Origin of the sequence: Pseudonocardia sp. CA-142604, from assembly GCF_050948475.1 — a bacterium.
Lineage (GTDB): Bacteria > Actinomycetota > Actinomycetes > Mycobacteriales > Pseudonocardiaceae > Pseudonocardia > Pseudonocardia alaniniphila.
The window spans coordinates 4,793,007-4,808,164 of sequence record NZ_CP192045.1; the positions used below are offsets into that span (position 1 = coordinate 4,793,007).

Here is a 15,158-nt window from a genome sequence, read left to right on the forward strand (position 1 = left end):
GCCCGATGGAGATCTTCTGGTTCATCGTCCTGGTCGTGGTCTGGACGGGGTTCCTGCTGCTGGAGGGCTTCGACTTCGGCGTCGGGATGCTGCACCGTGTGGTGGGCCGGGACGAGCAGGGCCGGTCGCTGGCCATCAGGACGATCGGTCCGGTGTGGGACGGCAACGAGGTCTGGCTGATCGTCGCCATCGCGGCGACCTTCGCCGCGTTCCCCTCCTGGTACGCGACGGCGCTCTCGGCCTTCTACCCGTTGATCCTCATCGTGCTGGTGGCACTGATCCTGCGTGGGGTGTCCTTCGAGTTCCGGTCGCACACGACGTCGGATCGGAGCAAGAACCTGTGGTCCGGCGCCCTGGTCGTCGGGAGCCTGGTCGCGCCGCTCGGCCTCGGGATCATGCTCGGCGGCTTCCTGGGCGGGATCCCGATCGACGCCCGAGAGGAGTTCGTCGGAGGGTTCGGTGACCTGTTCCGGCCCTACGCCGTGCTGACCGGTGTGACGATCACGCTGGTCAGCCTGCTGCACGGCGCGGTGTTCCTCGCCATGCGCACCACGGAGGACATCCGCATGCGGGCGCTGGGCGTCGCGAAGATCCTCGGACCCGTCGTCGCGCTGGTCGTCATCGCCTGGGTCGCGCTGACCCGCTTCGACTCGGGGGGCGCGCTGCTGTCGGTGATCGAGCTCGCCACCGCGATCGTCGTGATCGCCGCCGCACTACTGGTGCACGTGGAGCGGGAGGTCGCCGCGTTCGTCGCGACGTGTGCCACGACGGTGGGTGTGGTGGTGTCGCTCTTCTCGGAGCTCTACCCCCGCGTGATGGTGTCGAGCCTCGGCGCCGCGAACGACCTGACGGTGGCCGGTACGGCATCGGGGTCCTATGCGCTGGCCGTGATGACCGTCGTACTCGTCGTGCTGTTGCCGGTCATCCTGATCTACCAGGGCTGGACGCTCCACGTCTTCCGCAACCGCGTGACCCGGGCGGACCTGCCGGAGGACGGTGGCGGGCACGGTCCGCCGCCCACCGCGCCTCCCATCGCGCAGGCCGTCGTCGGTGCCGAGCGTGAGGGTGGCCGCAACGGCCAGGACCCGCCCCCGGCCGAGCCCGAGAGCTCCTACCGTCGCGGCTTCCGGTTCGCCGCGTGGGTGTTGTCCTGGGCGGCGGCGCTGGCGGTCGCCCTGTTCAGGGGGCGCGGTGGCCGCTCCGGTGCGGGCCGCACTTCGGGGCCACGGCCTGCGGCCCAGCGGTAGGGGAGCGAGGACACCATCGGTACCCGGTTTCGCCCGTCGCGGGTGACGTAGGCGGACAGACGCCGGTCCTACCGTTTCGCGGTGGCCACACCTGTCGTCCCCAACGCTCCTCCCCCGGGTGAGGAGAGCGGGCAGCGGAGTGTGTTCCCCCGTGCTCTCGTCATCCTGCTCGGCATCGCCGCCGCGGTCATCGTCGCCGCAGGGGTGCAGGCCGTCGCCTGGCTGATCGGGCCGGCATTCATGGCGCTGATCATCGTGATCGCTGTGGCGCCGGTGCAGGGCTGGCTCAAACGCCACGGTTGGCCGGGATGGGCGACGACTGTCGTGGTGATCCTGCTCGTCTACGGGATCCTGGTCGTGCTCGCCCTCGGGATCGTCATCTCGGTGGCCCGGCTGGCCACGGAGGTGCCGCAGTACGCCGACAAGTTCGACGGCCTGGTGGCGTCGGCCACCGCTGAGCTGGCCAGGTGGGGTGTGGGCCCGGAGCAGCTCCACAAGGCGGCGAGCTCGCTGAACATCAGCAACCTGACGGGAGTGCTCACGGCGCTGCTGGGAAGCGTGGCCGGACTCGCGACGAACCTGGTGTTCCTGCTGGCGCTGCTGCTGTTCCTCAGCGTCGAGTCCGGTGGATACGGCCAGCGGCTCGCCCAGATCGAGGCGGACCGCCCGCGGATCACCGCGGCGCTGGAGCACTTCGCGTGGGGCACCCGCCAGTATCTGCTGGTCACCACCGTCTTCGGGCTCATCGTCGCGGTCCTCGACACGATCGCGCTCGCGCTGCTGGGCATCCCGCTCGCGTTCACCTGGGGCCTGCTGTCGTTCATCACCAACTACATCCCGAACATCGGGTTCGTCCTCGGCGTGATACCACCCGCGCTCCTGGCGCTGCTGACCGGCGGCCCGAAGCTCATGGTGATCGTCATCGTCCTCTACTGCGTGATCAACTTCGTGGTGCAGTCGATCATCCAGCCGCGATTCATCGGGGACGCGGTCGGGTTGTCGGTCACGGTGACGTTCTTGGTGCTGTTCTTCTGGGCGTGGCTGCTGGGCCCGCTCGGCGCGATCCTGGCGATCCCATTGACCCTCCTGGCGAAGGCGCTGCTGGTGGACATCGATCCGCAGGCCAAGTGGGCCGCCGTGCTGCTGCGCGACAGCCCGACGGAACCGGATCCGGAGGCGCCCCCGAAGAAGTCGCGCCGCGAGCGGCGACGCGAACGACGCCAGCCCGCGCCGGACCTGCCGCCCGCGCCGCCCGTGCCGCCGGCGCCGACCTGACCTCGTGCGATCGGAGCGGCAGCAGAGTGATGGGAGCTTGAGGTCCTGACACCCGTGCGGGCGGCGTGAGCGAGCTTGCGAGCGAGCCATGAGACACAGCAGCTTTGCGAACGCGACCGACGAGCGTCAGCGAGGAGGGCGACGTGAGCACGGAGGCGCTCGTCCTCGCCCTGACCACGGTGGTCCGTCCGATGAGCGCGGCCGCGGTGGTCGCGATGCTCTCGACGGCGCACCCGCGGCGCCTGCTCGTGTTCTACATCGTCGCCGGCCTCGCCTTCAGCCTGGCCGTCGGCACGGTGGTGGTACTCCTCGTCCAGGGGCTCGGCCCGGCGACGGATGCCGGCGGGCGTCCCTATGTCGACACCGCCCTGGGCGCGCTGGCGCTCGCCTACGCCGCAGCCGCCGCGTTCGGGTGGCTTCCCCGGCGCCGGGCCGGTAGCAGGAACGGCTCGGAGTGGATGCGCAAGCGTCTGCAGCACCTGTCCCCGACGGCCGCCGCGATGGCGGGCGTGGTGACCCATCTGCCCGGCCTGGTGTACCTGGCGGCGCTGAACGCGATCGTGGGCGATGCCACGGGAACGGTGGACGCGGTGGTGCAGGTGGTGCTCTACAACGCCATCTGGTTCAGCCTTCCGATCACGGCGCTCGTACTTGCGCATTACCACCCGGAGCTGGCGAAGCAGAGCCTCGCGGAGGTCGGTACGTGGATCCGGCGCCACCAGCGCGTCATCACCATCGTGTTCCTCGTCGGGCTGGGTGGCTACCTGCTCGTCATCGGCGTGCTCGGCCTGCTGTATCCCCCCAACTGACGCTCGACCATCCGTAGCAGGCGATGCCGCCGGGCGCCGCCCGGCCGACACTGCGGGGTCCGGAAGCCATCGCACGCGGAACGGAGCACCCGATGTCGGACGTCGAAGTCAGCCGCACCGAGACCCTCAGCCGCCGGGAGGCGGCCAACAGGCTCTCGGCGCTCGCCGCCGCGCTCTCCGAGGGCGCAGGCGTCGAGGTCGAGCTGGGTGCGAGCGCTCTCAAGATGCATGTCCCCGATCAGGTCAGCTACGAGGTCGAGGTGGAGGTCGATGGCGATGAAGTGGAGTTGGAGATCGAACTCACGTGGTCGAGGGCGAAGCCGGCGGCTGCCAAGCCTGCAGCGACCCCGGCCAAGTCTGCGGCGGCGGCCAAGCAGGCAGCGACCCCGCCTCGGTCTTCGGCGGCTGCCAAGCGTGCGACGCCGAAGCGCGCACCCGCCAGGAGGCCTGCGGCGGCTGCGGCTAGGTCTTCGGCGGCTGCCAAGCGTGCGGCGGCGAAGCCCGAGCCCGCCAGGAAGCCTCCGGCGGCTGCGGCGAAGCCTCCCGCAGCGGCCAAGCCTGCGACGGCCTCGGCGAGGCCTGCGCCCGCCGGGAAGCCTGCGGCGGCTGCGGTCAAGCCTGCTGCGGCGGCGAGGCCTGTGACGGAGCCGGCGGCAGCGACGAAGTCCGGCCGCAGCTCGTCCGGATCATCCGGGGCACGCAGCACGAACAACGTTGCTGCGGCTCGATCCGGCCGCTGAGCCGGCCGGGTCTGACCGGTGCTCGTCTGAACCTCGCACGCAGCACCGCGGCCCTCACCCGGTGCGGACGATGCCGTCGACCGGTTCGTGGCCCACCGTGGGTACCCGCGCGTCCGGTGTGGGAGCGCCCGCCCCGCTGAAGCCGCGCGAACGGGGCTCTGACCGAGGAGGGACCCGGCGATGGGCCAGGCGACCAGCGCACGACTCCGCGACGTCTCCGACTCGGAGGGAACGACCCGCCCGACGCGGGAAGAGCGGATGGAACGGGGTCGGTCGGCCCGCCGGGACATCCCGCGGGCAAGCCAGGCGGAGTTCACGCCTGCCCCCGACCGCCCCGATCCGCTGGGCCTCCTCGAGAAGCAGGCACAGCAGCGGGTGCAGGAACTGCTCCCGATCCGCTATGGGCGGATGGCCGCCTCCCCGTTCGCGTACTTCCGCGGAGCCGCACTGCCGATGGCGAGTGACCTCGCCGGCACCCAGAGCACCGGGCTCGTCGTCCAGTGTTGCGGCGACGCCCACATGACGAACTTCGGTGTGTTCGCCTCCCCGGAGCGCCGTCTCGTCTTCGACGTCAACGACTTCGACGAGACCCTGCCCGGGCCGTGGGAGTGGGACGTCAAACGGCTCGCGACGAGCATCGAGATCGCCGGACGTGACAACGGCTACCAGACGAAGACGCGCCGGGAGATCGTGACCGCCACGGTGGCCGCGTATCGGCGGGCGATGCGCGAGTTCGCGGACACGACCACGCTGGAGGTCTGGTACGCCCACGCCGACATGGACAGCGTGCAGGCCCGCGTCGACGAGCATCTCGACCGCGAACGGCGCAAGCGGCTCGCCCGCAGCATGGCGAAGGCGCGAACGCGGGACAACCTCGGAGCGCTCGGCCGGTACGCGGGGGTGAAGGACGGTCAGGCCGCGATCCTCGCCGACCCGCCGCTGGTCGTGCCCATCTCCGACCTCGCCGGTGCCGGGGCGGATCCGGCACAGCTGTTGAGCCAGCTGTCCGCCATGTTGATGGACTACCGGGAGTGCCTGGAACCCGAGCGGCGCGCGCTGCTGGACCAGTACCGGCTCGTGGACTTCGCCCGCAAGGTCGTCGGGGTGGGCAGCGTGGGTACCCGCGCGTTCATCGCGCTCCTGCTCGGGGACGACGACCGCGACCCGCTGTTCCTGCAGGCGAAGGAGGCCTGCCCGTCGGTGCTCGAGGAGTTCGTCGGGGCCAGCGAGTACGACCCCGGCCGCCGGGTGGTCGTCGGGCAGCGTCTCATGCAGGCGGTCAGCGACATCTTCCTCGGCTGGGTGCGCGTGCAGGGTTTCGACGGGCAGAGCCGGAGCTTCTACCTGCGCCAGCTACGGGACTGGAAGGGCTCGGCCGACGTCGAGGTGATGGTGCCGAAGGGGATGCTCGCCTACGGCGAGCTCTGCGGCTGGACGCTGGCCAGGGCGCACGCCCGCACCGGCGACCGCGTCGCGATCGCCTCCTATCTCGGCGCCGGCACTACGTTCGAGCGAGCCATCGCCGAGTTCGCCCGTGTGTACGCCGACCAGAACGAGCAGGACCATCAGGCGCTGATGGACGCCATCGCCTCGGGCCGGATCGAGGCCGAGTCCGGCGTGTAGGACCGCTCAACCCTCGCCCGCGTGCGCAGGACCCGCGCCGCCGGTCACGAGCTCCGCGACCTGGCGGGTGATCTCGACGTCCTCCCGCGCCGCGACGACCACGGTGCACGCCGCCGCCCCGTGGCCGGTGATGTCGGCATCGGCATCGGCCTTCTCGTTGACGGCCGGGTCGATGTCGACGCCGAGGTAGCTCAGCCGCTTCGCCACCAGGGCTCGGACGAGCGGGTTGTGCTCTCCGATGCCGCCGGTCATCACGAGGACGTCGAGTCCACCGACAGCGGCCGTCATCGCCGCGATCTCCCGGCACAGCTGATGGACGAACACGTCGAGGGCGAGTGCGCAGTCCGGGTCGCCCGCCGCCCGGCCGGCCAGCACGTCGCGCAGGTCACCGGAGGTGCCCGAGAGGCCCTTGAGGCCGGACCGGTTCTCGAGTGCCTCGTCGAGCTCGCCCACGGACAGGCCGCCGTGCTGCAGCAACCACAGGAGCAGACCCGGGTCGACGTCGCCGGAACGGGTGACCATCACCAGGCCGGCGAGCGGGGTGAACCCCATCGTCGTGTCCCGGCAGATGCCGTCCCGGACCGCGGCCAACGACGCTCCGGCACCGAGGTGACAGGAGACGATCCGCAGGTCCGGCACGGCCGCGCCGACCACCGCCGCCGCCTGACGGACGGCGTAGGCGTGGGAGAGACCGTGGAAGCCGTAGCGGCGCAGGCCGAAGCGCGCGTTCCACTCCTTCGGCAGCGCGTACGTGGACGCTTCGGCCGGCAGCGTGGCGTGGAAAGAGGTGTCGAAACACGCCACCGCCGGTACGTCCGGCGACAGCTCGCTCACCACCCGGATCCCGGCGACCGCGCGGGGATTGTGCAGTGGGGCGAGGTCCCGGATGGACTCCAGGTAGTCGAGCAGCTCCTCGTCGACGCGCGCCGCGGCGCGATAGCGCGGGCCTCCGTGCACCACGCGGTGCCCGACCGCGTCGACACCCTCCAGGCCGTCGAGGAACTGCTTCACCGGGTCACGGTGGCCGTGGCCCTCCCAGCGTTCCACCGTGGTCGCGGCGTGAACCGACCCGTCGGCGGACACGAGGGAGAGCTTCAGGCTGCTGGAGCCCGCGTTCACCACCAGGACCCGCATCGCTACACCGGTTCCTGCAACGGCGACTTCGCGATGCCGGCGGCCGATTCCGAAACCGGTGACCACTGCCAACCGGCGATCTCGGGCATGTCCTCACCGTGGGTGTGGATGTACTGGCGGTGCTCGATCAGCTTGTTGCGCAGGCACTCCCGGTAGTGGGCCGAGATCGGCCGCAGCCGGGGCACCCGGTCGATCACGTCGATGGCGATGTTGAACCGGTCGGTCCGGTTGCGCACGCACATGTCGAACGGGGTGGTGGTCGTGCCCTCCTCCACGTAGCCGCGCACGTGGAACTCGTGGTGGTTGCTGCGCCGGTAGGTCAGCCGGTGGATCAGCGACGGGTAGCCGTGGTAGTTGAAGATCACCGGCTTGTCGGTGGTGAAGAGCGCGTCGAACTCGCGGTCGGACAGCCCGTGCGGGTGCTCCCGGTCGTCCTGCAGCCGCATCAGGTCCACCACGTTCACCACCCGCATCCGCAGGTCCGGGAACCAGCCGCGAAGGAGCTGCGCCGCGGCGAGGACCTCCATCGTCGGCACGTCGCCAGCGCAGCCGAGCACGACGTCCGGCTCGGTGCCCGCGTCCGTGCTGGCCCACGCCCAGATCCCGATGCCCTTGGTGCAATGGACGATCGCGTCCTCCATGTTCAGGTACTGCAGCTGCGGCTGCTTGCCCGCCACGATCACGTTGACGTACTGGCGGCTGCGCAGGCAGTGGTCCACGGTGGACAGCAGGGTGTTCGCGTCCGGCGGCAGGTAGACCCGGGTGATGTCGGCCTTCTTGTTCACGACGTGGTCGATGAAGCCCGGGTCCTGGTGCGAGAACCCGTTGTGGTCCTGGCGCCACACGTGGCTCGTCAGGAGGTAGTTCAGCGAGGCGATCGGGCGCCGCCAGGAGATGCCGTTGGTGGTCTTCAGCCACTTGGCGTGCTGGTTGAACATCGAGTCGACGATGTGGATGAACGCCTCGTAGCAGGAGAAGAACCCGTGCCGGCCGGTCAGGAGGTAGCCCTCCAGCCAGCCCTGGCAGGTGTGCTCGGAGAGGATCTCCATCACCCGCCCGTCCACGGCGAGGCCGACGTCGTCCGGTTCCGTGCGCGCGTTCCACGTCCGCGCGGTCGCCTCGAGCACCGCGTCGAGCCGGTTGGAGTTGTTCTCGTCGGGGGAGAAGACCCGGAAGCTCGTCATGTTGTCGCGCATCACGTCACGCAGGAAGCCGCCCAGCACCCGGGTCGACTCCACCGCGCCCGTGCCCGGATGCTCGACCGGCACCGCGTAGTCGCGGAAGTCGGGCATCCGCAGGTCGCGGAGCAGTACACCGCCGTTGGCGTGCGGGCTTGCGCTCATCCGCCGATGTCCCACGGGATGCAGGTCGCGGATCTCGGGCACCGGGGCGCCGGTGGCGTCGAACAGCTCCTCCGGGCGGTAGCTGCGCATCCACTGCTCCAGCACGGCCCGGTGGGAGTCGTTGCCGCGGGCGTTGCTGAACGGAACCTGGTGCGCCCGCCACGAACCTTCGATCTTGAGGCCGTCGACCTCCTTCGGTCCGGTCCACCCCTTGGGCGTGCGCAGCACGATCATCGGCCAGCGCGGCCGATCGGTGACGCCTTCCGTCCGCGCCCGGCGCTGGATCTCGGCGATGTCGTCGAGGCAGCGGTCGAGAGTGGCTGCGAACTGCTGGTGCATCTGCTCGGGGTCGGAGCCCTCCACGACATAGGGGGTGTGCCCGTAGCCACGCAGCAGGTGGTCGAGCTCCTCGGGCTCGATCCGCGCGAGCACCGTCGGGTTCGCGATCTTGAAGCCGTTGAGGTGCAGGATCGGGAGCACGGCCCCGTCGCGCTGCGGGTCGACGAACTTCGTCGAGTGCCAGCTGGTGGCGAGCGGGCCGGTCTCGGCCTCGCCGTCACCGACGACCGCAGCCACGACGAGGCCGGGGTTGTCGAACGCGGCGCCGTAGGCGTGGGACAACCCGTACCCCAGTTCGCCGCCCTCGTGGATCGAGCCGGGCGTCTCGGGCGCCACGTGGCTGGGAATCCCCCCGGGGAACGAGAACTGTGTGAACAGCCGCTTCATCCCGAGCTCGTCCTGCGGGACGTCGGCATAGATCTCGCTGTAGGTGCCCTCGAGCCACGACGCCCCGACCGGGCCGGGCCCGCCGTGCCCGGGACCCATCACGTACATCATGTCGAGGTCCCGCTCGCCGATGCAGCGGTTGAGGTGGGCGTAGACGAAGTTCAGCCCGGGTGTGGTCCCCCAGTGCCCCAGCAGCCGGGGCTTCACGTGCTCGGGGCGCAACGGTTCCCGCAGGAGCGGGTTGTCCATCAGGTAGATCTGCCCCACCGACAGGTAGTTCGCCGCACGCCACCAGGCGTCGATCCGGCGTAGCTGTGCGTCGTTCAGCGGAGCCGCGGCCGCTGTTCCGGTCGGGACCGCCACCGTCTGCGTCTCGCCCATGTCCACCAGCCTTCCTGTTCCGGCAATTCCGGAGCGTTTTCAGAATGCTGCACCCGGCACGTGGTGGGACCACCCGCGTGATGCCGGTCATGCACCTGGTCGGGGTGGGACCCACTGCCCGCCCGTCTGCTTGCGGAATGCGTCGATTGCTGCGTCGAGAGTGGGAAAGAAGTGCGACGGGCCCATCGTCGGGATGAGCTCGTACCGGTCGAGCTTGCCACGGACGGGGTCCTTCATCTCGGCGAAGACGAGGGCGATTCCGCTCGCGGACACGGTGCGGTCGAGGTCGCGGAGCATGTCGGCGGCAGTCGTGTCCACGTCGGTGATCGGCTCGGCAGCGATGATTATCCATGTCAAGTGGGGCGCTGAGTGCGCGATGCGGATCACCTGCTCGCGGAACGTGCGTGCGTTCGCGAAAAATACCGGTGCGTCGAACCGGAAGATCCGGCATCCCGTGAGTTGCTCGGCGTGCGGATAGCTGCGTATGTCGTGATATCCGGGAATTCCGGGAACCCGCCCGAGGATCGTCTGGTACGGCCACCAGGCGCGGCGGAACACATTGCCGATCGAGAGGGCGACGGCCACCAGGATGCCGAGGAGCACACCGAATGCCACGACGCCGGCGAAGGCCGCGATCGACAGGTAGAACTCGGTTCGCCGGACGCGGAAGAGGCGGAGCGTGCCCGGGATGTCGGAGAGCGAGAGGGACGCAGCGATCACGACGGCAGCGAGCGTCGGCTGGGGCAGGTTGCGGAGCAGCCCGGGGGCGAGCAGCAGGATGAGCGTGATCGCGGCCGCCCCGACCAGCCCGGTGACCTGCGTCTTCGCGCCAGCCTGTTCCGCCACCGCCGTGCGTGACCCGCTGGTGCTGACCGGGAACCCCTGGAACAGCCCGGCGGCGATGTTGGCCACCCCGATCCCGGTCATCTCCCGGTTCCCGTCGACCGTCCGACCGGCACGGGCAGCGAACGCGGTGGAGGTCGAGATCGTGTCGGCGAGCGACACGAGCGCGATCCCGAAGGCGCCCCCCACGAGCAGCGCGAGGTCGGAAAGTCCGACGTGCGGCACCGTGAGCGGCGGGAAGCCCTGGGGAAGCACGCCCACGAGTGCCACTCCGCGTGCCGCCAGACCGAACACTCCTGCCGCGATGATCGACAGCACCACCACGACCAGAACACCGGGGATCCGCGGAGCAACGCGCTGGAGTGCCAGGATCAGGATCAGCCCGCCTGCACCGATCGCCAGGGCGGCCGGCACCATCTCGCCGCTCGACACGCCACCCACGAATGCCGCGATCTCGCCGAGGAAACTATCGGCGTCCACCGAGAACCCGAAGATCTTGGGGAGCTGGCCGACCAGGATCGTCAGGGCCAGGCCGTTCATGTAGCCGATCATCGTGGGCTTCGAGATCAGGTCCGCGACGAACCCGAGTTTCCCGATTCCCGCGAGCACCGTGATCGTTCCGGTCATGAGCGCGAGCGCAGACGCGAGCGCGACCGCCCGCGCGGGGTCCCCGTTCGCTCCGACGAGGGGCAGCACCGTGGCCGCGATCATGGGGCCGAGCGCGGAGTCCGGCCCCAGCACCAGAATCCGCGACGGCCCGAACAGCGCATACCCGAGAAGGCACAGGATCGACGTGTACAGACCGGTGATCGCGGGCAGGCCGGCGAGTTCCGCGTAGGCCATTCCCTGAGGGACCAGCAGGGCGGTCAGGACCAGGCCTGCCACCACGTCCTTCGGCAGCCAGCGCGCCTCGTAGGAGAACAGCGTCGCCAGCCCCGGGGCGAAGGTCGACTCGAGCCTGCCGGCCATCCTGTGACCCGTCACCGGCTGCACGGCACCCGGTCACGCCGCGACCGGTTGTGGCGTCGTCGTCTGCCGCTCGAGTCGCCGCGCCACCAACTTCCCGGCCTCCCACAGGATCAGCAGCCCCACCGGTGGCACCAGGGCCCACAGGAACTGCTGGAAGTTGATGTCGACGGTGCCCAGCAGCCGCTGGAACCCGTCCATCTGCGTGACGAGCACCGCCAGAATGAACTCTCCGAGGATCGCCCAGTTCATCTGCTTGCTGTCGAACGTGGACGTGGTCAGCACGGTCTCCGTCTCGCTGCGGCACTCCAGGGCCGCGACGATCAGGCAGAGCGCGAAGGACGTGAAGGCGATGGATCGGCCGATCTCGAGGTCACCGAAGCGCGTCGTGCCGGCGACGATCAGCCCGAGCAGCCCGACCGCGATCGCGAGGCCGGTGAGGCCGACGGTGATCATCAGTCTCGGCGTCAGCACGGACTGGCCGCGAGGACGCGGCTTCATCCTCATGAGCCCGGGGGTCTCGCGGTCGAAGCCGAGCGCGAACCCGAACGCGGCGTTGACGAAGAAGTGGATCCAGAGCACCTGGGCGGGCGTGAACGGCTCGCCTGCGGCGATGTTGAGCAAACTGGCCCCGAGGAACGTCAGGACGAACACGACCAGCAGGATCAGCACGAACCGGATGTACTTCGTCAGGTTGTCGTAGATCTTGCGGCCCTGTTCCACCGCGAAGACGATCGTCGCGAAGTTGTCGTCGGACAGGATCATCCGCCCGGCGTTCTTCGCCACCTCGGTGCCGGTGCCCATGGCGATGCCGATGTCCGCCGCCTTGATGGCGGGCGCGTCGTTGACGCCGTCGCCGGTCATCGCGACGACGTCGCCCTTCTTCTTCAAGGTGTCGACGAGGAGCACCTTGTGCTCCGGGGCGACCCGCCCGACCACACCGATCTCGTCGATGCGGGCGAGCCGCACGTGCTCGGGCAGCGCCGCGAAGTCGGCGCCGAGGACGGCTTCACCGGGAATCCCGAGCTGCCCGGCGATGGCCGCACCGGTGGTGACGTCGTCGCCGGTGACCATCCGGACCCGGATGTTGGCGGCCTGCGCGCTGGACACGGCCCCCTTCGACTCGTCCCGGGGTGGGTCGACCATGCCGACCAGGCTCGTCACCTCGAGATCCCGGACGCACGCGAGCAGGTCGCCGTTCGGGTCGAACCGGGCGGGGTCGATGTCCCGCACGGCCGCCGCCATCACCCGCCTGCCGTCCTGCTCCATGCGGTTCATGTGGGCGTTCATCCGGTCCTTGAGCCCGGCGTCCCACGGGATGCTCCCGCCTGGGCACAGCGCGGTCGCCGCCCGGGCCATCACGGCTGGTGCGGCGCCCTTCACGAAGCACCGCACGACCGGGCGCCCCGTGTCATCGGTCGCGGAGGTGAACGTGGCCATCAGCTTGTAGATCGGGTCGAACGGCAGGGTGGCGATGCGGGGCAGCGTCTCGCGCGTGGCGTCGATGTCGAGCCCGGCCTTGTGGGCGAGCACGAGCAGCGCCCCCTCCGTCGGGTCGCCGACGACCCGGCCGTCCACCAGCTGGGCATCGCTCGCGACGAGGTAGGGCAGAACGGCGGCCTCGATCGACGGCGCCGTCCCCGCGGCGTGGTGGACCTTGCCCTCCAGGTTGTAGCCGGTTCCCGAGATGGTGTAGCGGTCGCTCGGGGTGACCACCTCCGCGGCCGTCATCTGGTTCATCGTCAGTGTCCCGGTCTTGTCCGAGTTGATCGCCGAGGTGAACGCGAGCGTCTCGACGGACGGCAGCTCCTTCACGATCGCGTTGCGCTTCGCGAGGTCGACGCCGCCGAGCGAGAGGATCATCTGGGTCACGGTCGGCAGTGCCTCGGGGATGGCCGCGATCGCCAGCGCGACGGCGCTGATGAACAGCACGTCCCAGGCCTCACCGCGGGTGCGGCCCAGCACGAACATCACGACCATCGTGATGCCGGCGGCCGCCGCGATCCACAGGGTCAGCCGGTCGAGCTCCCTGGTGAGCGGCGACTTCTCCCTCGCCGTGGCCGAGAGCATCGCCGAGATCCGGCCGAGCTCGGTGGCGGAGCCGGTACCGGTGACGATCATCGTGCCGCCGCCGTGGGTCACCGGTGTGTTCATGAACGCCATGTTCGTCTGATCGCCCGGGCCGAGCCTGCTGCCGTCGAGGGTGCGTCCGTCCTTGGCCGCGGGCGTGCTTTCGCCGGTGAGCGACGACTCGTCGATCTGCAGCGCACTGGCGTCGACGATGCGCCCATCCGCCGGAACCTGGTCCCCGGCGGCGATGAGCACGACGTCCCCGACGACGACCTGTTCGGCCGGGATCTCCGCCGCGTCTCCGTCGCGCCGCACCCTGGCCGTGGCCTTCATCATCGACCGCAGGGCGTTCATCGCGCTCTCGGCCTTGCCCTCCTGGCGCAGCCCGACCACGGCGTTCAGGATGGTCAGCACGAGCAGGAGCAGGGCCGTACCCCATTCCGCGATCACGGCGGACACGACGGCTGCGGCGATCAGGATGACCTGCATGTAGCTGCGGTACTGCTCGAGGAACCGCAGCCAGCCGGGCTTGCGGCGCTCCTCGGGAAGCGCGTTGGGGCCGTTCGCGCGCAACCGCTCCGCTGCCGTCGCCGAGGACAGGCCGGTCCCGGGGTCGACTCCGACGGCCTCTGCCACGGCGTCCGGCGACCGCGCGTACCACTCCTCCCGGTCGGCGCTGCCGGTCTCCGACGCGGGCCGGACCGGCCCGGTCACGTCCGCACCTTCTTTCGTTTCTCGGCATTTCGTTTCTCGGCCTTCTTCCCGTCACGTGACGCGCCCTCGTGTTCTGCGAGGTAGGGATCGCGCGCGGCGCCGCGCGGGGCCTCCGCCTCGAGCTCCTTGCGGGCCTCGGCGAGGTCGTGGCGGACCTCGTCGCTGACGGTCGGATACTGCGGATCGATCCCGATCAGGGTGTGGACGAGTACCGCGGCGGCGCAGATCCGGGCGAGCCACTTGCGGTCGGCAGGCACGACGTACCAGGGCGCCCACGGCGTGCTGGTCGCCGACAGCATCTCCGAGAAGGCCCGCTGGTAGTCGTCCCAGTACCCGCGTTCGTGCACGTCGGCGGCCGAGAACTTCCAGTTCCGCTCCGGCACGTCGATCCGCTTGAGGAACCGCGTGCGCTGCTCCTCTTTCGACAGGTTCAGGAACAGCTTCACGACGGAGAACCCGTTGTCGCTCAGGTAGCGCTCCCAGTCGTTGATCTCCCGGTAGCGCCGCTCCCACACGTCCGCGCCCTTCGCCGACGGCGGCAGCTTCTGGCGGTCCAGGTTCTGCGGATGCACCCGGACGACGAGGACCTCCTCGTAGTGCGACCGGTTGAAGATCCCGATGTCGCCCCGCGCGGGTAACCGGCAGGCGTAGCGCCACAGGTAGTCGTGGTCGAGCTCCTCGGTCGACGGCACCTTGAAGCCCTCGACACGCACGCCCTGGGGGTTCACCCCGCTCATGACGTGCCGGATCGTGCCGTCCTTGCCGCCCGCGTCGAGTGCCTGAAGGCAGAGGAGCACGCCGTGGGTGTTCTCGGCGGCGAGGCGCCGCTGGTAATCCGCCAGAAGCGCGATCCCCTGGTCGAGCAACCCGGCGGAGTTCTTCCGGCGGAGCCCGAGCGGCCGGAAGGCGGGGTCGAAGTCCTTCGCCAGGTTCACCTTTCTCCCCGGCCGCACGCGCAGCGGGTCGATGAACTCCGCGATCCGCCTGGCCTGCTTGGCGGTCATCCCAACCAGCCCCTCCCACTGACACCGGCAGCCGAGACTGCGCCACTCGACTCGGTGGCCGCCTCGTCCGGGCCGGGTGATAGGGCGTCGGCGCACGGTCCCCAGCTCGTGACGAGACGAGGATCTGTGCCGGGCGACCCGTTCGGCCTCACCCGCTGCGGGTGACCGCTCCGGCACGGAGCGCGCGCATCGCGGGAGACCGTCTACCGGTGTGTCCGGTTCGGCCCTGGCCCGAGCGGGCGATACGAGCCGCGGAACCGTCCCGCCGGGTGCCGGAACCGTG

Annotated in this window: 10 protein-coding genes; 5 read left to right on the forward strand and 5 right to left on the reverse strand. The window is 70.1% G+C overall.

Features of this window, described 5'->3' with window-relative positions:
- The first annotated feature begins 5 nt into the window (after positions 1 to 5).
- The 5 genes from cydB (at position 6) to ACQPZQ_RS21665 (ending at position 5,694) form a co-directional block, all read left to right on the forward strand.
- Positions 6 to 1,247 (forward strand): cytochrome d ubiquinol oxidase subunit II, encoded by a 1,242-nt coding sequence (gene cydB, locus ACQPZQ_RS21645; protein WP_433298669.1) that lies wholly within the window; start codon positions 6 to 8, stop codon positions 1,245 to 1,247.
- 81 nt (positions 1,248 to 1,328) lie between these two features.
- Positions 1,329 to 2,522, forward strand: a complete 1,194-nt coding sequence (locus ACQPZQ_RS21650; RefSeq protein WP_433298671.1) for an AI-2E family transporter — start codon at positions 1,329 to 1,331, stop codon at positions 2,520 to 2,522.
- Between the two features lie 143 nt (positions 2,523 to 2,665).
- Positions 2,666 to 3,331 carry a GAP family protein gene (locus tag ACQPZQ_RS21655; protein WP_433298673.1) on the forward strand — a complete coding sequence of 222 codons (666 nt, stop codon included), beginning with the start codon at positions 2,666 to 2,668 and terminating at the stop codon, positions 3,329 to 3,331.
- A 92-nt stretch (positions 3,332 to 3,423) separates the two neighbouring features.
- Positions 3,424 to 4,071: an amphi-Trp domain-containing protein gene (locus ACQPZQ_RS21660; protein WP_433298675.1), complete on the forward strand. Its 648-nt coding sequence runs from the start codon at positions 3,424 to 3,426 to the stop codon at positions 4,069 to 4,071.
- A gap of 180 nt (positions 4,072 to 4,251) precedes the next feature.
- Positions 4,252 to 5,694 carry a DUF2252 domain-containing protein gene (locus ACQPZQ_RS21665; RefSeq protein ID WP_433298677.1) on the forward strand — a complete coding sequence of 481 codons (1,443 nt, stop codon included), beginning with the start codon at positions 4,252 to 4,254 and terminating at the stop codon, positions 5,692 to 5,694.
- A 6-nt stretch (positions 5,695 to 5,700) separates the two neighbouring features.
- Here the strand turns inward: ACQPZQ_RS21665 and ACQPZQ_RS21670 are convergent, their stop codons facing one another.
- The 5 genes from ACQPZQ_RS21670 to ACQPZQ_RS21690 form a co-directional block, all read right to left on the reverse strand.
- Positions 5,701 to 6,828 (reverse strand): acetate/propionate family kinase, encoded by a 1,128-nt coding sequence (locus tag ACQPZQ_RS21670; RefSeq protein WP_433298679.1) that lies wholly within the window; start codon positions 6,826 to 6,828, stop codon positions 5,701 to 5,703.
- 2 nt (positions 6,829 to 6,830) lie between these two features.
- Positions 6,831 to 9,278: a phosphoketolase family protein gene (locus tag ACQPZQ_RS21675; RefSeq protein WP_433298681.1), complete on the reverse strand. Its 2,448-nt coding sequence runs from the start codon at positions 9,276 to 9,278 to the stop codon at positions 6,831 to 6,833.
- A gap of 87 nt (positions 9,279 to 9,365) precedes the next feature.
- On the reverse strand, positions 9,366 to 11,105 hold the full coding sequence (locus ACQPZQ_RS21680; RefSeq protein ID WP_433298683.1) for a SulP family inorganic anion transporter: 1,740 nt from the start codon (positions 11,103 to 11,105) through the stop codon (positions 9,366 to 9,368).
- Between the two features lie 18 nt (positions 11,106 to 11,123).
- A complete protein-coding gene (locus tag ACQPZQ_RS21685; RefSeq protein ID WP_433298685.1) occupies positions 11,124 to 13,871 on the reverse strand; it encodes a cation-translocating P-type ATPase in 2,748 nt (915 codons plus the stop codon).
- Positions 13,868 to 14,875 (reverse strand): polyphosphate kinase 2 family protein, encoded by a 1,008-nt coding sequence (locus ACQPZQ_RS21690; RefSeq protein ID WP_433298687.1) that lies wholly within the window; start codon positions 14,873 to 14,875, stop codon positions 13,868 to 13,870. The genes ACQPZQ_RS21685 and ACQPZQ_RS21690 overlap by 4 nt, the downstream gene beginning before the upstream one ends.
- Positions 14,876 to 15,158: the final 283 nt, after the last annotated feature.